This window comes from Flagellimonas okinawensis (assembly GCF_029194005.1).
Lineage (GTDB): Bacteria > Bacteroidota > Bacteroidia > Flavobacteriales > Flavobacteriaceae > Flagellimonas > Flagellimonas okinawensis.
Map to the genome: position 1 here is coordinate 1,135,678 of NZ_JARFVA010000001.1, position 20,747 is coordinate 1,156,424.

20 protein-coding genes are annotated in these 20,747 nt (G+C 41.5%); 14 read left to right on the top strand and 6 right to left on the bottom strand.

Annotation, left to right across the window (positions count from 1 at the left end; genetic code table 11):
• Window positions 1–117 precede the first annotated feature (117 nt).
• The 4 genes from PY091_RS05480 to PY091_RS05495 all read left to right on the top strand — a co-directional run bounded on the left by PY091_RS05480 (window position 118) and on the right by PY091_RS05495 (window position 3,224).
• Window positions 118–834 (top strand): VIT1/CCC1 transporter family protein, encoded by a 717-nt coding sequence (locus PY091_RS05480; protein WP_275648688.1) that lies wholly within the window; start codon window positions 118–120, stop codon window positions 832–834.
• Window positions 835–1,111: 277 nt separating this feature from the next.
• Window positions 1,112–2,359 (top strand): type III sulfide quinone reductase, selenoprotein subtype, encoded by a 1,248-nt coding sequence (sqr, locus tag PY091_RS05485; protein ID WP_275648689.1) that lies wholly within the window; start codon window positions 1,112–1,114, stop codon window positions 2,357–2,359.
• A 24-nt stretch (window positions 2,360–2,383) separates the two neighbouring features.
• A complete protein-coding gene (locus PY091_RS05490; protein WP_275648690.1) occupies window positions 2,384–2,692 on the top strand; it encodes a TusE/DsrC/DsvC family sulfur relay protein in 309 nt (102 codons plus the stop codon).
• Window positions 2,693–2,747: 55 nt separating this feature from the next.
• Window positions 2,748–3,224 carry a DsrE/DsrF/DrsH-like family protein gene (locus PY091_RS05495; protein ID WP_275648691.1) on the top strand — a complete coding sequence of 159 codons (477 nt, stop codon included), beginning with the start codon at window positions 2,748–2,750 and terminating at the stop codon, window positions 3,222–3,224.
• Between the two features lie 116 nt (window positions 3,225–3,340).
• Here the strand turns inward: PY091_RS05495 and PY091_RS05500 are convergent, their stop codons facing one another.
• From PY091_RS05500 to hypA, 5 genes are read right to left on the bottom strand one after another with little or no spacing between them, the layout of a single operon-like run.
• The gene (locus PY091_RS05500; RefSeq protein ID WP_275648692.1) at window positions 3,341–5,083 is read right to left on the bottom strand and encodes a tetratricopeptide repeat protein; all 1,743 of its coding nucleotides are present in this window, start codon (window positions 5,081–5,083) and stop codon (window positions 3,341–3,343) included.
• A 16-nt stretch (window positions 5,084–5,099) separates the two neighbouring features.
• On the bottom strand, window positions 5,100–5,780 hold the full coding sequence (locus tag PY091_RS05505; RefSeq protein ID WP_275648693.1) for a leucyl/phenylalanyl-tRNA--protein transferase: 681 nt from the start codon (window positions 5,778–5,780) through the stop codon (window positions 5,100–5,102).
• 16 nt (window positions 5,781–5,796) lie between these two features.
• On the bottom strand, window positions 5,797–6,060 hold the full coding sequence (locus tag PY091_RS05510) for a HypC/HybG/HupF family hydrogenase formation chaperone (RefSeq protein WP_275648694.1): 264 nt from the start codon (window positions 6,058–6,060) through the stop codon (window positions 5,797–5,799).
• Window positions 6,061–6,072: 12 nt separating this feature from the next.
• Window positions 6,073–6,951, bottom strand: a complete 879-nt coding sequence (gene hypB, locus PY091_RS05515; protein ID WP_275648695.1) for a hydrogenase nickel incorporation protein HypB — start codon at window positions 6,949–6,951, stop codon at window positions 6,073–6,075.
• Between the two features lie 16 nt (window positions 6,952–6,967).
• Window positions 6,968–7,309: a hydrogenase maturation nickel metallochaperone HypA gene (hypA, locus tag PY091_RS05520; protein WP_275648696.1), complete on the bottom strand. Its 342-nt coding sequence runs from the start codon at window positions 7,307–7,309 to the stop codon at window positions 6,968–6,970.
• Between the two features lie 163 nt (window positions 7,310–7,472).
• On the opposite strand from hypA, the gene PY091_RS05525 reads away from it, so the two are divergent.
• From PY091_RS05525 to hypE, 7 genes are read left to right on the top strand one after another with little or no spacing between them, the layout of a single operon-like run.
• Window positions 7,473–8,597, top strand: a complete 1,125-nt coding sequence (locus PY091_RS05525; RefSeq protein WP_275648697.1) for a hydrogenase small subunit — start codon at window positions 7,473–7,475, stop codon at window positions 8,595–8,597.
• Between the two features lie 10 nt (window positions 8,598–8,607).
• Window positions 8,608–10,341 (top strand): nickel-dependent hydrogenase large subunit, encoded by a 1,734-nt coding sequence (locus PY091_RS05530; protein WP_275648698.1) that lies wholly within the window; start codon window positions 8,608–8,610, stop codon window positions 10,339–10,341.
• Between the two features lie 13 nt (window positions 10,342–10,354).
• Window positions 10,355–11,104 (top strand): Ni/Fe-hydrogenase, b-type cytochrome subunit, encoded by a 750-nt coding sequence (gene cybH / locus PY091_RS05535; RefSeq protein ID WP_275648699.1) that lies wholly within the window; start codon window positions 10,355–10,357, stop codon window positions 11,102–11,104.
• A gap of 10 nt (window positions 11,105–11,114) precedes the next feature.
• The gene (locus PY091_RS05540; RefSeq protein WP_275648700.1) at window positions 11,115–11,669 is read left to right on the top strand and encodes a hydrogenase maturation protease; all 555 of its coding nucleotides are present in this window, start codon (window positions 11,115–11,117) and stop codon (window positions 11,667–11,669) included.
• Between the two features lies 1 nt (window position 11,670).
• Window positions 11,671–13,926: a carbamoyltransferase HypF gene (gene hypF / locus PY091_RS05545; protein WP_275648701.1), complete on the top strand. Its 2,256-nt coding sequence runs from the start codon at window positions 11,671–11,673 to the stop codon at window positions 13,924–13,926.
• A gap of 3 nt (window positions 13,927–13,929) precedes the next feature.
• Entirely contained in the window at window positions 13,930–15,024 is a 1,095-nt protein-coding gene (gene hypD / locus PY091_RS05550) for a hydrogenase formation protein HypD (protein WP_275648702.1), read from the top strand.
• 2 nt (window positions 15,025–15,026) lie between these two features.
• A complete protein-coding gene (gene hypE / locus PY091_RS05555) occupies window positions 15,027–16,052 on the top strand; it encodes a hydrogenase expression/formation protein HypE (protein WP_275648703.1) in 1,026 nt (341 codons plus the stop codon).
• Here the strand turns inward: hypE and PY091_RS05560 are convergent.
• Window positions 16,049–16,753 (bottom strand): urease accessory protein UreH domain-containing protein, encoded by a 705-nt coding sequence (locus PY091_RS05560; protein ID WP_275648704.1) that lies wholly within the window; start codon window positions 16,751–16,753, stop codon window positions 16,049–16,051. The genes hypE and PY091_RS05560 overlap by 4 nt on opposite strands.
• Before the next feature lie 293 nt (window positions 16,754–17,046).
• On the opposite strand from PY091_RS05560, the gene PY091_RS05565 reads away from it, so the two are divergent.
• Genes PY091_RS05565 through PY091_RS05575 form a run of 3 tightly spaced genes read left to right on the top strand, consistent with a single transcriptional unit; the run spans window position 17,047 to window position 20,662 of the window.
• A complete protein-coding gene (locus PY091_RS05565) occupies window positions 17,047–18,048 on the top strand; it encodes a DUF6340 family protein (RefSeq protein ID WP_275648705.1) in 1,002 nt (333 codons plus the stop codon).
• Window positions 18,049–18,081: 33 nt separating this feature from the next.
• The gene (locus tag PY091_RS05570; protein ID WP_275648706.1) at window positions 18,082–19,227 is read left to right on the top strand and encodes a helix-turn-helix domain-containing protein; all 1,146 of its coding nucleotides are present in this window, start codon (window positions 18,082–18,084) and stop codon (window positions 19,225–19,227) included.
• A 37-nt stretch (window positions 19,228–19,264) separates the two neighbouring features.
• Window positions 19,265–20,662, top strand: a complete 1,398-nt coding sequence (locus tag PY091_RS05575; protein WP_275648707.1) for a S41 family peptidase — start codon at window positions 19,265–19,267, stop codon at window positions 20,660–20,662.
• Window positions 20,663–20,747 lie beyond the last annotated feature (85 nt).

Sequence of the window (20,747 nt, forward strand, 5' to 3'; positions counted from 1 at the left end):
TTTATGACTAAAATTTTCTTCCCAATCCATATGGGTATGTGACTGATAAAAATCACTTCCTCAGTTCTTCATTATTATTATCTTGAAACAATTTATTTTAAGCTCCAATCCATAATTATGAAGGATAACGGTACACCACTAGAAAGTTATTTAGATCCACACTTTATCACCCGTAGCAATTGGCTGCGCGCTGCCGTCCTTGGCGCAAACGACGGCATTCTTTCAACGACCAGTATTGCCATAGGTGTGGCAGCTGCCAGTGACAGTAAAGAACCAATTATTTTGGCGACCTTGGCCGGACTTGTCGCCGGGGCACTTTCCATGGCAGCAGGGGAATATGTTTCAGTAAGCTCGCAGACCGATGTGGAAAAAGCGGATATTGAGCGAGAACAAAAGGAACTTGAAGAAATGCCCGAGATGGAACTGGAAATGCTTACCCAGATTTATCAAGAAAGGGGACTAAAAAGGGAAACCGCACAATTAGTGGCCAAGGAACTTACCGAGAAAGATGCCCTTGCCGCCCATGTTAGGGACGAACTTGGAATTAATGACATAAGTCAGGCCAAACCCATTCAGGCAGCACTTGCCTCTGGCGCATCCTTTACCATTGGAGCCCTATTGCCTCTGGCAGTTGCATTATTTTTACCTCTCAAAAATTTGGAATACTATTTATACGGGTTTGGAATATTCTTTCTTATTTCTCTCGGAGCAATGGCTGCAAAAGCAGGTGGGTCCAGTATCTTAAAAGCAACTGCCCGCATAACTTTTTGGGGAACCATTGCCATGGGAATAACTGCTTTGGTCGGTTATTTGTTCGATGTGACCGTAGGTTAAAGCTCCTGCATATCAAAATATAAAACGGTGACCCTTACACCTTAAATTTTTCAGTAATTTTTTACCATTTTTTGCGGAAAGACACACTTTATCCATAATACTGGATAAATCTCGACAGGCTGTATCAATACTAGGGCCTCAACAATCTATTTACTTATACTACAGCTACTTATGTAACCTAAGTTACACAGAAAATGGGTGAAAACTGACAATAGTCATATTTGACGATTATACCTTTGACTACTTTTACTTCAGTAAATCACAGAATCTAGAAGTCATGAAAAATTTAGTCATATTAGGTGCAGGAACGGCCGGAACAATGATGTCTAACCATCTTGTATCAAAGCTTCCTAAAAATGAATGGCAAATCACAGTGGTGGACCAATATAAGACCCATTATTACCAACCCGGGTTTTTGTTCCTTCCCTTTGACATCTATACTACCAAACAAGTAAAGAAAAAAGGTGCCAAGTTTATTCCAAAAGGAGTCAATTACATTAATGAAAAAATTGAATTGATCCAACCTGAAGATAACAAGGTTTTATTGGAAAATGGTACAGAACTTCCATATGACATTCTGATTATTGCAACAGGCACCAAAATAGCTCCGGAAGAAATAGAGGGCATGAAAAGTCCTGAATGGCACAAAAGTGTGTTCGACTTTTACACTTACGAAGGTGCAAAGGCACTACGTGACAAATTCCGTGAATGGGAAGGCGGTAAATTGGTAGTACATATTACCGAAATGCCCATAAAATGCCCCGTGGCTCCTTTGGAGTTCGCCTTCTTGGCCGACTCTTATTTTAAGAACAAAGGAATGCGCGACAAAGTAGATATCACTTTTGTGACTCCGTTGGGCGGTGCTTTTACCAAACCAAAAGCCACACAAGCATTGCACCACCTGTTAACCGATAAAGGCATAAAAGAGGTGACCGATTTTAATATTGAACGTGTGGATTATGAGAACAATAAGATCATAGATTATGCAGAAACCGAAGTTCCATACGATATCTTGGTGACCGTACCAACAAATATGGGGGATGCATTGATAGAAAGATCGGGAATGGGAGATGACCTCAACTTTGTTCCCACCAACAAGGCAACCCTACAAACCGAGGAACATGAAAATATTTTTGCAATAGGCGACGCCACAAATCTACCTGCCTCCAAAGCTGGTTCCGTGGCACACTTTGAGGCCGAAATATTGACCGATAACATTCTAAGGTACATTAATGGGGAACCGTTAAAAGAAGAATTCGATGGACATGCCAACTGTTTTATAGAAACTGGAGGAGGTAAAGCCCTTTTGATAGACTTTAACTATACTCACGAACCTGTTGAAGGAACATTCCCCTTCCCTGGTGTTGGACCATTGAACCTGTTAAAAGAGAGTAGAACAAACCACATGGGAAAAATGGCCTTTAGATGGATCTATTGGAACATGTTGATCAAAGGAATCCACATTCCTTTTGTATCCGCGACCATGAGCGAAAAGGGAAAACATTTTGAAGAAACAGAAGCTTAATTATAACACCTAAAAACAAATAAAATGGACAAGACAATAGCACAAGCAACAATTTCAGTGGACCAAGAAGGATACCTAACCGATTTTTCACAATGGAACAAAGAAATTGGCACAGAGATAGCAAAAGAACAAGGCATTGAAATGACAGACAAGCACTGGGAAGTTATTGATTACATCCAGGATCAGTTTAAAAATGAACATCCATTATCCATTAGGGGAATCAAAAAAAGCGGTGTGCTGAACATTAAAGAGTTCTATGCACTTTTCCCAGGAGGACCATTAAAAAAAGCCACAATGATTGCTGGTATTCCAAAACCAAAAAGCTGTATTTAATCTCGAGTACAGAACTGGATATACCTAATTGAGAGAATAATTTAAAAATACGGACATGAGCAATACAAAAGTTAAAAAAATGCTTTTTATCCTCTCCAAGGCCACTCTGGAAAATGTGTACGCCGCATTTGTAATGGCAAACGGAGCACGAATGGAAGGCATTGAGTCGGAAATATTCTTTACGTTCTTTGGATTGGAAGCCATTCAAAAGAAGAAACTGGAGCACCTACACGTGGCAACAGTGGGCAACCCTGCCATGCATATGCCAACCATGTTGGGTGGCTTACCTGGGGTTGAAGCATTGGCCTCCAAAATGATGAAAAAAGAAATGGACAAACTTGATATGCCCCCAGTGGGCGAGTTTCTGGAAATCCTTTCCGACTCCGGATGTAAGCTCTGGGCATGTAAATTGGCAGTGGATATGTTCCACTTAGAAGAAAAAGACCTTATTGATGATTTGGATGGCATCTTGACCATCGGTGATTTTTACAGTAGGGCCGATCAAGAAGGAACACAATTACTGTTCATCTAGTGAAATAGACAAACGATACCTTTTTTATATTCGATTGGAGCCGTCCAAAAAGTGTAGCTCTGTTTTAAAAAACAGAAACCTTTTTTGGGCGGTTCCTTTTTAAAGTTCTTAGGTATTTAATCCAATTGCTCCACTACCATTTCAAAACTTTCGCAAGCTATCCCATCTCTCTTTAAGATCTCAAAATCCTTTAAAATTATCGACTTATAACTTTCGTTCTGATCATTGACAATCGTAGAGATTTCTTTGTAGCGCTGTAACGCACCTGTAAAGTCGCCTTGTATTAATAAGCAATGTGCATAGTTACAGGTCAAAGATGGAAGTGCCCTTACCGTTTGAGGTACTTTCAACAAGGTTTGTTCGGCCGCGCCAAAATCCTTTAATCTTAGGTGAAGCCAACTCAAATTAACGTGGGACAACATCAATTCCTGTTTTAGACGATCATTGCTGGTATACTTTTCAAGACTCTTTTGAAGCAGTTCCATTATCTGGTTTTGAAATACTATTTTCTCACTAGGATAAATTGTTTCATCAATTTGATCTTTTAGATGGTTCACCTTCCTTAGCACATGGTGCAGCGATAAATCCTCTTCTTGTATGTCGTTAAAGTAATTTAAATAATGCTCACAATCGTTTTTCATGTTTTTGAGCACCGGTAAATCGCTACCATACTTTTTCAAACGTAATTCAACCTCTGATAAAAGCTCCAAAGCCCTTTCCTTAAAGCTAAAATCTACCTTGTTTTCCAACTCGGACTGATAGAGTTCTACCAAGTTCAATGAGGTGGCACAAAAATCGGCGTCAAATTCCTCTGGTTGTTCATTGGCTAAGGTTGTTCTTATATCAAGTGCCTGACGAAAATATTCTTGTGCCCTCTCCAAATCCCTTAGTTCAAAATGGAACAATCCCAAATTATGAAGCCCCGTGGCCAGGTAATGGGTAAATTCACTTGGCCTTGCATCGGCAAGGTCATTATATCGGTTAACAGATTCGATTATATTTTGGATCGCCTTATCAAAATCTCCCATTTCCGAATGCACAATTCCAATACTGTTAAAAGTAGAGGCCACATACGGTTGAAAGATTGCATAATTTAGATCGGACAATTCTTGGTATGCCTTAAGTGCTTCGTTATAAAATTGTACAGACTTCTCCGGCTCCTCCATTGAATTGAATGTGACGGCCAGATTATTGAGAACGGCGGCCAGATATGGTTTGAGGGCTTCCTCCCCCTCTCCTATCAAACCTTCAAAAAGTTTTTGTGCCTTGAGATAATGTACTTTGGCATCGAATAAATTGAACTCTTCTGTGTAAATATTTCCCAATTGATAATGGGCACTTGCCCTGAGTTTTAGGAAATCCCTGGAATTCAAGCCTTCATAAACCTTAATAGCCTCCTTATAATACTTTTTGGCAAAGTAATAATCCCTTTTTCGTGCATAAACCTCGGCAAGGGCAAATTGTGTATTTGCAAAATGGGGTTCATATTCCTTCTTTCCCTGTTGCAATATTTCGGTATAAATGGCCAATGCCTTTTTGTATTCGTCAATGGCTCGTGCACTATCCTTTTCAGAAAGGATGGCGGCAACATTATTGACTATAGAGGCCTTTTCTACCAAAGTTCCCAAACCGGGATTTGTCTCCATCAAGGCCAAGGAATTCTCAAAAGACACCATAGCCTTATCCGGATTTTTTGTTCTCTGGTACAACCTGCCCAAAACATTGTTCAAATGTAATTTTTGTTCCGGGGTAGAAGCAATCGACAATGCTTCTTGATAATTTTCTATGGACTTTTCAACTTCGTTTTCGTGCAAAAGCACATTGGCATATTGTATTTGTTCGGCAAAGGAAAGTTTCATAGCTGTAATTGTTTAGTTAAAATACGGAAGGAACATCCTTGTATTTCGAGGCGTTATCCTTGCATATGTCCACATATTCCAGTCTCGGCATTTCATCGTACTCGATACCTGGAAGAAAAAAAGTTTGTTTTTGCATGTCGAGCAATCTGTATTCACGATTTTTCAATCTTCGAATCAAATGCCTTACAGCAAGCTCATCGGCTCCTGGAACAATAGAGAACAAATATTCCCCAAAGAACAATTTACCAATGGCAACGCCAAACAAGCCTCCCACGAGCTTGCCATTATTCCGTACTTCCACAGAATGGGCAAGTCCCTTGGCGTGCAGTTCCAAAAATATTCGTAGCATGCGCTCGGTCAACCAACGATTGTCCATTTGCCCATCTACATTGTATATCTGTTGACATCCACGAAGAACTTCCTCAAAAGCGGTGTCCGCAGTAACCTTAAATTCTTTATCATCAACCCTCCACTCTTCCGGCATTTTAAAAGAATCGAGCCGAATGACTATTCTAGGGTCGGGCGACCACCATTTAATATGTTTTAGTGGATAGTGCCAATAGAAAATTCCATTGTTGTAAGCCAACATCAATCGCTCAACGGACATACCTCCGCCCACCGCCAAGAGTCCCTCGATATCTGCGAAATAGGCGGGCGGGAAATTTTTATCGTCTTTTTTTAGCTCAAAATATGGCACTTTTATAAAGGTGTTATTATCCTAATTCCGATTGCTCGTTCAACTCGTCCAGTTCACCCAATTGAGATAGCACCTCAAACGTTTTGTTCGCTTCTTCCTCATCCACCACGCTTATGGCGGCACCAACGTGAACCATTACATAATCATCTACTTTTGCCTCTGGCACAAGGGCCAAGCTAACATCCTTTTTAACCCCTCCAAAAGACACTTTTCCAATACGGAAAGTCTCATCTAGGGCAGAGGTGATCTCCAATAATTTTCCAGGTATCGCCAAGCACATGGTTAGTTGTTTTTATTGATTTTCAGGAATCAGTTTCAAGTTTTCTTTAAGCCAGTCGTACCATTGTTCCATTCCGGTCCCCTTGGTGGCGGAAACTTCGAAGAACACCAGATTCGGATTTACCTGCAGTGCATTCTTTTTGAGCTCTTCAATGTTTGTATCCAAATAAGGAGCAAGGTCAATTTTATTGATAATACAGATATCCGAAGTATGGAACATATCCGGGTACTTTATCGGTTTATCATCGCCCTCGGTTGTACTTACAATTACGATACGCTTGTGTTCCCCCAAGTTGAACATGGACGGGCATACGAGATTGCCAACATTTTCGATCATCAATACCGAATTGTTCGCAATATTCAATTTCTTAACGGCATCATGTATCATATCACTTTCCAAATGGCAGCCTTTTCCTGTATTAATCTGAATCACAGGCACATCCAATGCGGCTATCCGATTGGCATCATTTAAGGTTTGTTGGTCACCCTCGATCACATAAAAGGGTATTTTGTCCTTCATATCTTTCAAGGTACGCTCCAACAGTGAGGTTTTTCCCGATCCTGGCGAACTCACCAAATTAAGGGCAAATACATCCTTGGCATCAAAGTAACCCCTGTTTCTTGCCGCCATGATTTCATTTTGCTGCAAGATGTCACGCTCCACTTCCAATACTGTTTTATGATGGTGGTCATGATCGTGTGAATGATCATGATGATGATGATGGTGACCGTTTTGATGGTGGTGATGGTGTCCATGTGTATGATCGTGATCATGACTATGGCCGTGTGTATGATGCCCCCCATGATCGTGATCATGGTTTTCCTTACCAATAGTAGGGGTCAAAATTTTTGGCCCATTTTCTTCACTGCCACATCCGCAAGTTCCGCACATAATTATATTTTTAAATTTAAACTACCTCGAGGGCCTTCACCCTTAGTTCTTTACCTTGTATAATTCCTTTTAAATTACTGCCACAGTTAGGGCAGGAATCGTAAAAATGATGAATCTCAAAAACCGAGTCACAGTCAGCACATTTTCCCAATCCATCCTTCACATCAATTTTTCTTTCCGCACTCTCAAGTACCGTATTTTTCACCGCTGCCGGCCAAACAAAATCCAATGACTCAAACTCGATTCCGGCCAACTTGCCAATTTCCAGTTCGATCAATGTCACCTTTTTGGCCTTGGCCTTTTTGGTTTCATCCTCGGCAATTTTCACGATTCCCATTGCTACGGAAAGCTCATGCATACGACTTTCTTTTTACTAGTTGACAATTAGCAACATAAGACACAATATTATCGAAAATCATTTTTCAATAACATGACATTTGTCATTCCCAAGGCGTTGATTATTAGGTACTTTTAGTGCTAAACCCTTTAAAAACGAATAATTAGGTTTAAATAATTGGGCCATGGCAACAGAAAAATCAGTAAAAGAAACCTATTACGAAAGCATTATAAAACAGGGGTATAGCAGGCGTGACTTTATGAAGTTTGCCACCTATATCGCTGCTTATATGGGCTTAGAAACTTCTATGATCGGCCAAGTGGCCAAATCCTTGGAAAACACGTACAGAATCCCTGTTATTTGGGAGCACTATCAAGAATGTACTTGCTGTAGTGAATCGTTCATTAGATCGGACCACCCTATTGTTTCGGATATCATTCTGGACAAAATCTCGTTGGACTATACCTTGACACTGATGGCCGCATCCGGACACCAAGCTGAAGCTGCCAAACATGCAACAATGGAAAAATACAAGGGAGAGTACATTCTTTGCGTGGAAGGTTCCGTACCACTCGGCGACGATGGGAATTATTGTTGTATTGCGGGTAGATCGGCAAAAGACCTACTGATTGAGGCCGCTGAAGGAGCCAAGGCAATAATTGCCTGGGGAAGTTGCGCATCCAACGGATGTGTACAAGCAGCCTATCCCAACCCAACAGAGGCGACACCCATACACAAGATCATAAAGAACAAACCTATAATCAGGGTCCCTGGCTGCCCTCCCATTGGCGAGGTAATGGCAGGAATAATTGTTCACATGATCACATTTGGACGCTTACCTGAATTGGACGGACTGGGAAGACCCAAAGCATTTTATTCAAAAAGAGTGCATGATTCCTGTTACCGAAGACCGTATTACGATGCCGGTCTGTTTGCAGAAAGTTTCGACGATCAAAATGCAAAAGACGGCTACTGCCTATATAAAGTAGGTTGCCGCGGACCAATGACCTATAATTCCTGTGGTACCATCAAATGGAACAATGGGGTAAGTTACCCGATACAATCCGGTCATGGTTGTATTGGCTGCAGCGAAGAGGACTTTTGGGACAACGGCCCTTTCTATGAAAGACTCACAGGTTTGGCAGGTTTCGGAATCGAAAGTACGGCCGACACCATTGGTAAAGTCGCAGCAGGTGTTGTAGCGGGCGGATTGGCAGTTCACGCCGTGGCCGCCAATATTTCAAAAAGAAAAGAACTGAACAGCCGCACAACCCGCGGTAAGCAAAACGAAAAGAAACTAGATTCTTAATAAAGGTATCATGGCAAATAGAATAGTAGTAGATCCCATTACCAGGATCGAAGGGCACTTAAGAATTGAGGTTGAGGTAAAAGATGGTAAAATAACCGATGCCTATAGCTCTAGCCCCATGGTTCGGGGTCTGGAAAACATTGTCAAAGGAAGAGATCCCAGGGATGTCTGGGCATTTGTTCAGCGAGCATGTGGGGTGTGTACCACCATACACGCACTAACATCCGTAAGATCTGTGGAAGATGCTTTGGGAATTGAGGTTCCACCAAATGCTGAAATGGTACGGAACATTATGGAGGGAGCACTATACATGCACGACCATACCGTACACTTTTATCACCTGCACGCCTTGGATTGGGTGGATGTAGTCAATGCACTAAAGGCAGATCCTGCTGAAACTTCCAAATTGGCACAAAGTATATCGAGCTGGCCTAAAAGTTCGCCCGGCTATTTTTCAGATATCAAAAAAAGAATCACAAAGTTTGTGGAAAGTGGGCAACTGGGAATATTTGCAAATGGCTATTGGGGCCACCCCCAAATGAAACTTCCCCCAGAAGTCAACCTTTTGGCAGTTGCCCACTATCTTGAAGCTTTAGAGTGGCAAAAAGAAATTGTAAAGGTCCACACCATTTTTGGAGGTAAGAACCCACACCCCAACTACTTGGTAGGAGGTATGGCCTGTGCCATTAACACCGAAAGTCCCGGTGGTATAAATGCTGAGCGTTTGGCCTATGTAGGACGACTTCTGGAAGAAGGCAAAAAATTTGTGGAACAAGTGTACATTCCAGACTTGCTGGCCATTGCATCTTTCTACAAAGATTGGGGTTCTATTGGCAAAGGTTTCGGCAATTATATGTCCTATGGTGATTTCCCTACCAATGGCTACGCTGATATTTCCAACTTTAAATTCCCACAAGGGATTATTTTGGACAGAGATCTATCTAAAGTTTATGATGTTGACCATAGGAACGATGATATCGCAGAGTTCATAAATAATTCATGGTACGACGAGTATTCCGAAGGAAAAGACCATGGAAAACACCCTTGGGACGGTGAGACCAATATTAATTATTCAGGTCCCAAACCACCCTATGACCAATTGGATGTCAATCAAAAATATAGCTTTATCAAAACTCCAAGATGGAGGGGCAAACCCATGGAAGTTGGACCGCTAGCACGGTTATTGGTCGGCTATGCGCGCGGCAACAAAGAAATACAAGATGCCGTAAATGGTGCTTTAGGTCATTTAGATGTTCCTGTAGAGGCATTGTTCTCCACATTGGGAAGAACAGCGGCCAGAGGTATAGAAACACAATTGGTCGCCAATTGGACCATGGAATTTTACGATACCTTATTACAAAACATCAAAAATGGAGATACCCGCATGGCCAATATGGCCAAATGGGAACCTGAATTATGGCCTGCGGAATCCAAAGGAGTTGGTTTTGCAGAGGCACCACGTGGAGCCCTAGGTCATTGGATACAAATCAAAGACGGAAAAACGGAAAATTACCAGTTGGTTGTTCCATCGACCTGGAATGCATCTCCACGAGATCCCAAAGGACAACGTTCGGCATATGAATCCACCCTGTTGGGCACTCCTGTTGCCGACCCCGAGCTACCATTGGAAATCATTAGGACCATACATTCATTTGATCCATGTATAGCGTGTGCAGTTCATTTGTACGATGAACATGGCAAGCATATTTCCCAAGTGCAAAATGTATCGAGCTGCGAAATATAGAAAATAAAAAAACATGAAAGCACGAAGTTTTAAACGGGTTTATGTTTGGGAACTACCAGTCAGGTTTTTCCATTGGATCAATGCATTATCGATTACCGTATTGGCGGTCACTGGTTTTATTATTGCGAATCCACCTGCGATCATGTCCAATGCGGAGGCCAGTGATGTATATTGGTTCGGTACAGTTCGATTCATTCACTTTGCAACGGCCTATGTTTTCTTTTTTAACATGATTCTAAGGGTCTACTGGTCTTTTGTTGGCAACCGGTTTTCCAGTTGGCGGGCATTTTGGCCGTTCAGCAAAAAAATGTGGCACAACTTTTTGCATGTGATCAAGGTAGATGTTTTCCTTGCCAATGAGAAACGGCCAGACATAAAGGATATCAGCATTGGTCATAACAGTGTGGCCGCTTTCTCCTATGTTGTTCTGTTCCTTTTGGCCTTGGTTCAAGTGTTTACCGGTTTTGGCCTTTACTCGGCAACATCCAGTTGGTGGCTTCCAAAATTGTTTAGTTGGGTGGTACCGTTTATGGGCGGGGATTTTATTGTGAGAACCATTCACCATGCGACCACATGGCTTTTTATACTGTTTACTTTGATTCATGTATACTTGGTCTTCTATCATGATTGGCTAGAGGGAAGAGGTGAAGTTTCTTCCATGTTCGGTGGATATAAATTCGTTTGTGAAGAACGCCTCAAAAAAATTGAAGAAGAGGAACTCGAAGCTCCGGTTGATGAAGAGGAGTTGGAGATCATAGATTAATAACCGAAAAATGACACAATCAACAAAGACCAAATCAGATTTGGACAAAAAACCTATTGCTATAAGCAGTGATGCCTTTTACTTTGAAAAGGATAAGTCGCGGAGTATTTTGGTTTTAGGGGTGGGCAACTATCTTATGGGAGATGAAGGTGTTGGCGTACATTTGATTCAGGAAATGGATAAAATGCAGTTGCCCCCCCATGTTGACATTTTGGATGGTGGTACAGGAGGCTTCTTGCTCCTTAATTGCTTTGAAAGCTACAAGAAAATCATTTTTGTCGATGCCACCATGGATGGTAAGGAAGAAGGCACGATTTCTTCAATTCGGCCAAAATTTGCCAGCGATTTTCCTTCGGCACTTAGCGTACACGATGTTGGGCTCAAAGATATGATCGAGGCAGTCTACCTTATGGAAAGCACTCCGGACCTTTATCTTTACACCATATCGATAGAGCAGGTGATACCAATGACCACACAATTGGCCCCAGCTGTAAAAGAAGCCATTCCAGAAACTATCGAGCAAATATTATCTCTTTCTGAAACCTTGCACGAACAACTCAAATAACGTGCAAAAAACTTTCAAAATACAAATTACCGGCCGTGTTCAGGGAGTTGGTTTTCGCCCTCAAGTGTTCAAACTGGCAAATGCCCATAATTTGACCGGAACCGTTTCCAACAACGAAAATGGCGTGATAATCCACCTCACCGGTAACCCTGATGCCATCCAATCCTTTTATGACGCGTTGATCAAAAATCCACCGGTGGCATCAAAAATTTTGGAACATGATATTGGTCCATCCAATTTTACGGCGTTTAAAGAATTTACTATTTCCCCATCTCAAAAATCAGGAAAACTAAACTTACAATTGACGCCCGATTTTGCTATTTGTGATGATTGCAAAACAGAGATAACCGATAAACACAACAGGCGTTACCATTACCCTTTTACCACCTGTGTAAACTGTGGCCCAAGATGGGCAATCACCAATACTTTTCCATTTGAGCGGGACCACACCCATATGGTATCCTTTCCAATGTGCGAAACTTGCAGCAATGAGTATGGTACTCCAACAGATAGGCGATTCCACTCCCAAACAAACACTTGCCCTGAATGTGGGATACAACTTCGAATGTCCACATCCGATGGTACCATAATCAATGCCGATTATTTGATCGAAAAAACTGCAGACCTCATCAAAGAAGGTAACATTTTGGCCATCAAAAACACGAGCGGTTATCTCTTATGTTGTGATGCCAATAATGCAGAGGCCATCAAAAAACTAAGGGAAAGAAAAAATAGACCTACAAAACCCTTCGCCATTTTATATCCTTCCTTACATCTGTTGAAACAACATTTGAAAATAAATTCGGTCCAAGAAGAAACCCTGACATCTCCAGAAAGTCCCATTGTCATTATTCAAAAAAAAGACTTTAAGGGGCAACTGGCATTGGAAGAACTTGCTCCCAGGCTCAACCAACTTGGAGTAATGCTCCCCTACTCCGGAATTCTACATTTGTTGGCTACGGAACTGGAAATACCCATCGTGGCTACCAGCGGAAACATACACGCATCGCCCATCATCAGTTATGAAAACACGGCTCACAGTGAGCTGTGCGAAGTAGCGGATTATTTTCTGGACCATAATCTAAAAATTGCCAATCCACAGGACGACTCTGTGTTAAAGTTCAGCAATCGATACAGCGAAAAAATAATCTTTCGAAGATCCAGGGGATTGAGTCCCAACTTTGATGCGGTAGTAAAAACGGATAAGAAAATCATTGCAATGGGCGGACATTTAAAAAGTACAGTTGCCTTTTTCCCCAATGATTATCTCTACATCAGTCAGTATTTGGGAAACTTGGACCATTTTGATGTGTTCGAGCGCTATACGCAGACCGTGCAAAAGTTCATTGATCTGTTTGAGGAAACACCCGAGGTAGTTTTGGTTGACAAACACCAGGGCTATAACAGTACCCGACATGGTTTAGAGATTGCCAGGGAACTTCATTTGGAAATCCATCAAATACAACACCATAAAGCACACTTTGCCTCGGTACTTGGAGAGCATGGGCTCTTCAATGGGAATTCCAGAATTCTTGGTGTGGTTTGGGACGGAACAGGCTACGGGGACGATTCCCAAATTTGGGGCGGTGAATTTTTCGTTTATCAAAAGGGAAAAATAGCACGTACAGGACATTTTGATTATTACGATTGGTTAGCGGGAGACAAAATGGCCAAAGAACCAAGGTTATCCTTTTTCTCATTGGCAACAAGCACAATGAAGGAAGAAATAAAACAAAAATTCACCGATGAGGAAATTGCCGTTTACAACCATCTAAAGAAAAAAGAAACTTTGAAAACCTCATCGGTAGGACGACTTTTTGATGCTGTTGCTTCACTCCTGAACCTTTGCGACCATAATACCTACGAAGGGGAGGCTGCCATTTTAATGGAAAACAAAATAGATGGTTATGATCTGTCAAAATGCAAAAGCTACGCACCCGAAATAATCAATGGCAATGTTTCCACTAAGGAACTGTTCCAAAATCTGTACAGCGATTTTTCCAATGGGGCCGAAAAGTGTGATGTCATCATTAACTTTCTATACACGCTGGCGAATATCATCATCAAAAGTGCACAACATGCAAACGTAAAAGAAATCGCCCTGAGCGGAGGTGTATTTCAAAATACCATTTTAGTGGATATGATCAAAGAGTTATCCGGAAGTGAATACAAGCTATATTTTAATCGTAACTTAAGTCCTAACGACGAGAACATTTCTTTTGGCCAGTTGATGTACCATCTGCATATAAAAAATTGAACAATGAAGTATTTGAGCGAATATAGAAACCTCGAGGCCACCAAAAAATATTTGGACCTGATTGCCAAAACAGCCACAAAAACATGGAACATCATGGAAATATGTGGCGGACAGACCCATGGTTTGGTGAAAAATGGCATTATCAACCTGCTACCGGATAATGTCCGAATGATACACGGACCTGGCTGCCCCGTATGCGTTACTCCTCTAAATTTAATAGACAAGGCCATTGAACTTTTGGAAAACGGGGTTATTGTTTGCTCATTTGGTGATATGGTTCGAGTGCCGGGCAGCAAAAAAAGTTTGTTGGAAGCAAAAGCGAATGGCGGAGATCTCCGTATACTTTATTCCCCTCTGGAAGCGGTAAACATTGCCAAACAAAACCCCGATAAAGAAGTGGTCTTCTTTGCTGTTGGTTTTGAAACCACTGCACCTGCAAATGCCCTTTCCGTACTGCACGCTAAAAAAGAGAACCTAAAAAACTATTCCATTTTGGTATCCCATGTTTTGGTGCCCCCGGCCATGGAAGGAATTTTGGATGACGAGCTATGTACGATTGATGCATTTTTAGGTGCAGGACATGTTTGTGCCATAATGGGCATGAAGGAATATTACCCATTGGTAGAAAAATACAACATACCCATTGTGATCACCGGATTTGAACCATTAGATCTTGCACAGGGAATTTATATGGCCGTATTACAACTGGAACAAGGCATCTACAAATTGGAAAACCAATATGCACGGGTAGTAAAGGAAGAAGGAAACCTGGAGGCCAAGAAAATGATGCGAACCGTCTTCGAGATAGCTGATCGGGAATGGCGCGGCATTGGAACAATACCCGAGAGTGGATATCGCTTAAAAAAAGAATTCGCTGCATTTGATGCAGAAACAAAGTTTGGAATACAGTCGATTGTAACCCCCGAAAATTCCGCTTGTATTGCGGGTCAAATTTTAAAGGGGATCAAAAAACCGCACCAGTGCAAACAATTTGGAAAATCCTGCACACCTTCTAACCCTTTGGGAGCTCCAATGGTATCTTCCGAGGGTGCCTGTGCAGCGTACTATCATTTTTCTAATAACCTAATTACGTCTTAACCATGAGCAATAAAGACCTTGGATACGAAGCCATTAATTTGGGACATGGCAGCGGAGGATTGATGACACGAAATTTGTTGGACAGTATCATTTTTGAGACTTTCAACAACCCTTACCTCAATAAAAAACACGATGGTTCCATTATAAAAGTAGATGGTGAAATGGCCATTTCCACAGATAGCTTTGTGGTATCCCCCATATTTTTCAAAGGAGGCAACATCGGGGAATTGGCCGTAAATGGAACGGTAAACGACGTAGCCATGTGTGGCGCGGTTCCCAAATTTCTATCACTGGCATTTATAGTGGAAGAAGGACTGCCCATGGAAGAATTTAAAACCATTGTACATTCCATAAAAGAGACGGCCGATAAAGCTGGTGTCCAGATCATAACCGGAGACACCAAGGTGGTTGAACGTGGCAAGGGCGATAAAATTTTTATAAACACAACAGGTTTTGGGAAAGTTCATCCTAATGCCCACATCTCACCCGACAAAATAAAATCTAGCGATAAAATAATAATAAGCGGACCTGTTGCCCAACATGGTATGGCGATCATGTCCCAAAGAGATGGTTTGGAATTTGAGTCCACAATAGAAAGTGACACCACCAATCTTAACTTTTTGGTGAACGACCTTTTGGATGTATTCGGGAATAAGATCCATCTGTTCCGTGACCCCACGCGAGGTGGTGTGGCAAGTGTACTGTCGGAACTGGCCGACGATACCAATTTGGGCATTTCGCTCAAAGAGACAGATATACCCTTGGATGACCAAGTAGCGGCAGCCTGTGAAATTTTGGGCTTGGACCCACTTTTTGTGGCAAACGAAGGTATTTTTATCACCATTGTCGATGGTGAAATCGCCGAGGCCGCAGTTGCATTGATGAAAAAACATGAGAAAAGTCCGCGGGCAGCCTGTATCGGTGAATTTACCTCAGAACATCCCAAAAAAGTAGTAATGCACAGTGTAATTGGAGGCAAACGTATGGTAACACCTTTATTGGGAGAACAGTTACCGAGAATCTGCTAAAAACTAAAAATCCAGTAAACACCTATGATAATGGCAAAAAGTCCACCTGCCATTCGGATACCATTAAAAAACATATCGCTGTGACCATTTTTTGCTAAGGCCGAGACCTTGCCTATCACAAAGGCAAATGTTATCATGGCCACCAATATACCCGCTCCAAAACCAATGATATAGGCAATAGAGTCTGATTGGGTTTCAAAACCCAAAACGGGCAGGAACAACAAAAAATGGGAAACACCTGCCAGACCATGCAAAATACCGATGGAAAAAGATGCTAAATTATTCTGTTTGATTTTTTCGTTGTGTACATGATGGTGCGAACCAGAACCATCATGGCGGTGTTCATGAGAGTGTATGACCGGTTGATTTTCTGTATGTAGGTGTAAATGTTTGTGCTTTTTTCTTTTCTGGAAAATTCGAAACAAAGCCCAACAACCGATTCCTACCAACACCACACCGACCAGTTGCTCACTGTACAATGAAATTTCCTCTACGGGAATCACCTCTTTAAAAATGGCAAAGAGCAAACCGATAGCAATCATTCCCACTAAATGACCAATTCCCCAAAAAAGCCCAATTTTCCAAGCCCTTCGCTTAGATTCAATAGCAAAAGGAGCAACCGCCGCCAAATGGTCCGGGCCTGCAATAACATGTAAAATCGAGGCAATTAAACCAGCGGTCAGCGGAAAGGTTGTATCCATTTATTACAGAAAAATGATTTAAGTAAATCTACAAATTTCGAAGGTTGCATAGAACTTAATCAGCTATGAATTATAATCAAGTTTACCGATTAAAATGAAATCGATTTATATGCCATCACCCAAACCCAATCAAACAAATAATAAAATTTCGGTCAACTCATGAATCTTTGCACCAAAGCTATAAACTACTGAAAATAAAAGCTCTGATCCTACGTTGAAACATACGGAACCATCCATTTGGATAGGCATTGGCACGGATGTTGTATTCTATGCTCTCCCAAAACCTTACAACGATGAAAAACTTTAACCTTTTACTGATTTCCATTTGCGCCATAAGTTTAGTTTCCTGTGCCAGTTCAGGATTTGTTTACCTGGATTACCCACAAGAACCTGAACTCGTTCTGCCACAAGAAATAGGAAAAATAGCGGTTGTCAACCGATCCTTGACCAAAGAAGAGGATAAAAGCAATAAAACATTGGAATCCATTGCCACCGGCGAAATAGCTGGCTCGGACAAGCTGGCCTCCGATGAGGCCGTAAAAGGAATTTTTGATGGTTTACAGAACAGCAATCACCTTAAAGCTGTGATACCGCCAACAGTCCGTATTTATGGTACAGGCACCAGAAAAATGCCGGAAACCCTTAGCTGGGACAAAGTGAATGAAATCTGTGAATCCGCCAATGCAGATGTGCTTTTGGTCTTGGAAAACTTTGACTCCAATTCCGATTTTGTAATTGCCAATGCAGTAAACCAAGTTACCTCAGTACTGGAAACAGGAAGAACCAATACACGGTTCCCGAGACGTGCCCGAGTCAATGTTAGAAGCTTCTGGAGATTGTACGATCCACAAACAAAAACGATCATGGATCAATATCAACAAACCTATTTCATGGACTTTGACCTTTTTAGCGGGGCAGCTCCCCTATCCGCACTCCCCGAGACGGCATATGCCGCTGGAATGGATTACACCAATCGCTTTTTTACCAGTTATTACCGGGTGAGAAGGGACATGTACAAAAAAGGAAAGGGAAGGGATAAAAACCAATTTGCCGCAGGTTGGCGAAGCAGTGAAGTGGCCAATTGGGACAATGCAATAAATATGTGGACCCAAGTAGCGAACAATCGTGGAAAATCTGCAGGTAGGGCGGCACATAATGTCGCAGTTGCCTACGAAGTGAAGGGTGAAACCGACCTTGCATTGGAATGGGCCCAACGTGCCTATCAAGAATTTGGGGATAAAATGGCACGGGACTATGCCAAAGTCCTTTTGAACAGGAAGAGGCTGGAGTATTAAGTTGCACTGTTAAATGGTTAACTTAGCGCTTGTATGAGTGCTCCCAATCCTATATTAACCACCATCATATTTGTATTTGCCCTACAGGCCATAATATTGGGAGGTATGTTGCTGTCCAAACGCCAACAAAACCCTTCCCATATATTTTTATCGCTCCTGATATTCTTTTTTGCTCTTATGGCATTGAACATTGCCTTAGTCAATGTGCTGAGAAGCCATAACATGATGGATACCTTTAGGTATGTGCAACTGGAACTCTTGTTTGGGATAGGTCCTGCGTTATACTTTTATACGAAAAGCGTCACCGATAGGGATTTTAGGTTTTCAAAGAAAGACTACATTCATTTTGTTCCCCTACTGCTGGAGTTCATCTTTTACCGGACTGCATTTTACAGATTGGGTGCAGATGGCCTGTACCAAACTCCCCATCATCCGTACACCAACATATATCTGGTGGAGCAATGGCTGGGAATCCTGTCCATTACCATTTACACCATTATCTCGCTTTTGGTTCTTTACCGATATCAAACATGGTTGAAACAGCATTTTTCCAATTTGGAGAACAAATCTTTGAATTGGTTAAAAGCACCAATTTTAATCTATTCGGCATTTTGGATAGGCTGGATGATCTTAACAGAAATCGACCGTTTTGTTTTTGATCGAGAATTGAGGGAATCCTATTTTCTCCCAACTTTTGTTGGATTGGCCATTGTAACCTATTGGATTGGCTTTAAAGGGTACCTAAGATCACGTACCAAAACCTCCGGTTATTTAACCAAGAAATCGACATCCGAAGAGCTAAATCAAAATCTTGAATGGGCAAAAAAAATTGAATCGACCATGATAAATGAGCGACCCTACCTGGATTCCGAACTTGACCTTGCCAAGTTATCCGAGCTAGTGGACCTCAACCCAAAACAAGTCTCCCAAACCATCAACCGTAGTTTTTCCAAAAACTTCTATGAGTTTGTGAACGGTTATCGCATCGAAGAATTTAAAAGACGTACTACCCTTCCGGAAAATAAAAAACTGACCTTGCTCGGTCTCGCCTACGAGTGTGGGTTTAAATCAAAATCTACGTTCAACGACGTCTTTAAAAAAACCACTGGAAAAACGCCGAGCCAGTTCGTGGAGCAAGAAAAAAAGAAGTCCGAAAAGAAGCATTCGGTCGCGCGTTAGACCACTGCCATCTAGTTTTGCGGCAAATAAATATTTGATGAAAGCTATTTTAATACACAAAATCAAAATTTGTCTCGTTTCCTTATTGTTTGGACTTTTACTAATAGGTCAACTTAAAGCACAAACAAGGTTCTCCAAAAACGCTGTATTGGAAGACTTGGAGTTTCTGAGAATATCTTTGGAACAAACACATTACGATTTGTACGCCTACACTCCAAAATCCGAGTTCATCGACAATTACCTACACGTAAAACAGACGATTAAAAAGGACAGTTTTAGTTTATTGGAAACCACAACACTCTTTCAAAGAGTAATATCAAAAGTTAACAACGGCCATACCGAAATTGGATTCCCCGGGACCTCGTACGGTCAATATGCCTATTCTGGAGGAACAATTTTTCCTTTGGAAATTGCCTTTGAGAACGGCAAGGCCCTTATACGCAAAAACTGGTCGAACAACAATAATATCCAAATAGGTTCTGAAGTACTTCGTATAAATGAAACATCCATTTCAGAAATACTATCCGACATTTGCCCTCTGGTTTCAGCCGAACGCCCTTATTTTAAAAACGCAAAAATTGAGTTGTTTTCTTTCCCAAGGCTCTATTGGCAACTATACGGTGAACAGGAAAGTTTTGAGATAGCCGTTGCGCTGGATGGTGATGTGGAAACTCATACAGTCGATGCCGTTGACTTAATCCAAGGTTTCGAAATGAAGCGAACAGAAATTTTCAATTCAGGTCGAGAGCTAAAATTCATTGATGGATTCGCATATCTCAACCCCGGTAATTTTAATGGTGACGAGACAAAATTCAAAAAATTCATTGATTCGGCCTTTACTCAAATAAAAGCAAACAAGAACACCAACCTGATCATTGACCTTAGGAACAATCTTGGTGGCAATGACTCTTTCAGTGATTATTTGGTCTCCTATATTGCGGACAAACCATTTAAGTGGCACTCCAAGTTTTATGTTAAGACGAGTAAAATCCTAAAAGAACAATCCCGTAAAAACAACGATACCACACAGATCTATTTTAAGGAAATCCTGAATCATAAAAATGGGGAGTCCTATGAATTTGTTTTTGATGAATATCCGCCACAACCCAGAGAAAAACGATTTCCGGGCAAGGTTTATGTTCTGGTGAACAGGCAATCGCATTCACAGGCTGCAGTGACCGCGGCCCAGATTCAGGACAATGGGTTTGCGACCATTGTTGGAGAAGAAACAGGTGAATACCCGACACTTTTTGCTTCACAGTTTCAATATCCATTGCCAAATACGGGAATAACCATCAATGTTTCAAAAGGATACAGCATCCGCCTAAATGGAAGTACAAAAAAAGAGGGCGTTGTTCCCGATATAATTATACAAGATCATTTACTGGACGAAAAAGATGAGATACTGAACGGACTTCTTCATAAAATCGAATAATATACCACTGGGGCAATTATAGAAAATGCTGTTTTTTAAAACAGCATTTTTTTTATTCGGGCAATTTCATTATTCTACCCTGCTC

Coding starts and splice junctions, on each gene's coding strand:
- PY091_RS05510 (WP_275648694.1), bottom strand. CDS start 6,060: ATGTGCTTGGCGATACCTGGAAAATTATTGGAGATCACCTCTGCCCTA.
- PY091_RS05490 (WP_275648690.1), top strand. CDS start 2,384: ATGGACAAGACAATAGCACAAGCAACAATTTCAGTGGACCAAGAAGGA.
- PY091_RS05565 (WP_275648705.1), top strand. CDS start 17,047: ATGAAAAACTTTAACCTTTTACTGATTTCCATTTGCGCCATAAGTTTA.
- PY091_RS05525 (WP_275648697.1), top strand. CDS start 7,473: ATGGCAACAGAAAAATCAGTAAAAGAAACCTATTACGAAAGCATTATA.
- PY091_RS05530 (WP_275648698.1), top strand. CDS start 8,608: ATGGCAAATAGAATAGTAGTAGATCCCATTACCAGGATCGAAGGGCAC.
- hypD (WP_275648702.1), top strand. CDS start 13,930: ATGAAGTATTTGAGCGAATATAGAAACCTCGAGGCCACCAAAAAATAT.
- PY091_RS05540 (WP_275648700.1), top strand. CDS start 11,115: ATGACACAATCAACAAAGACCAAATCAGATTTGGACAAAAAACCTATT.
- PY091_RS05495 (WP_275648691.1), top strand. CDS start 2,748: ATGAGCAATACAAAAGTTAAAAAAATGCTTTTTATCCTCTCCAAGGCC.
- PY091_RS05570 (WP_275648706.1), top strand. CDS start 18,082: ATGAGTGCTCCCAATCCTATATTAACCACCATCATATTTGTATTTGCC.
- cybH (WP_275648699.1), top strand. CDS start 10,355: ATGAAAGCACGAAGTTTTAAACGGGTTTATGTTTGGGAACTACCAGTC.
- sqr (WP_275648689.1), top strand. CDS start 1,112: ATGAAAAATTTAGTCATATTAGGTGCAGGAACGGCCGGAACAATGATG.
- PY091_RS05560 (WP_275648704.1), bottom strand. CDS start 16,753: ATGGATACAACCTTTCCGCTGACCGCTGGTTTAATTGCCTCGATTTTA.
- hypE (WP_275648703.1), top strand. CDS start 15,027: ATGAGCAATAAAGACCTTGGATACGAAGCCATTAATTTGGGACATGGC.
- PY091_RS05480 (WP_275648688.1), top strand. CDS start 118: ATGAAGGATAACGGTACACCACTAGAAAGTTATTTAGATCCACACTTT.
- PY091_RS05575 (WP_275648707.1), top strand. CDS start 19,265: ATGAAAGCTATTTTAATACACAAAATCAAAATTTGTCTCGTTTCCTTA.
- PY091_RS05500 (WP_275648692.1), bottom strand. CDS start 5,083: ATGAAACTTTCCTTTGCCGAACAAATACAATATGCCAATGTGCTTTTG.
- hypB (WP_275648695.1), bottom strand. CDS start 6,951: ATGTGCGGAACTTGCGGATGTGGCAGTGAAGAAAATGGGCCAAAAATT.
- hypA (WP_275648696.1), bottom strand. CDS start 7,309: ATGCATGAGCTTTCCGTAGCAATGGGAATCGTGAAAATTGCCGAGGAT.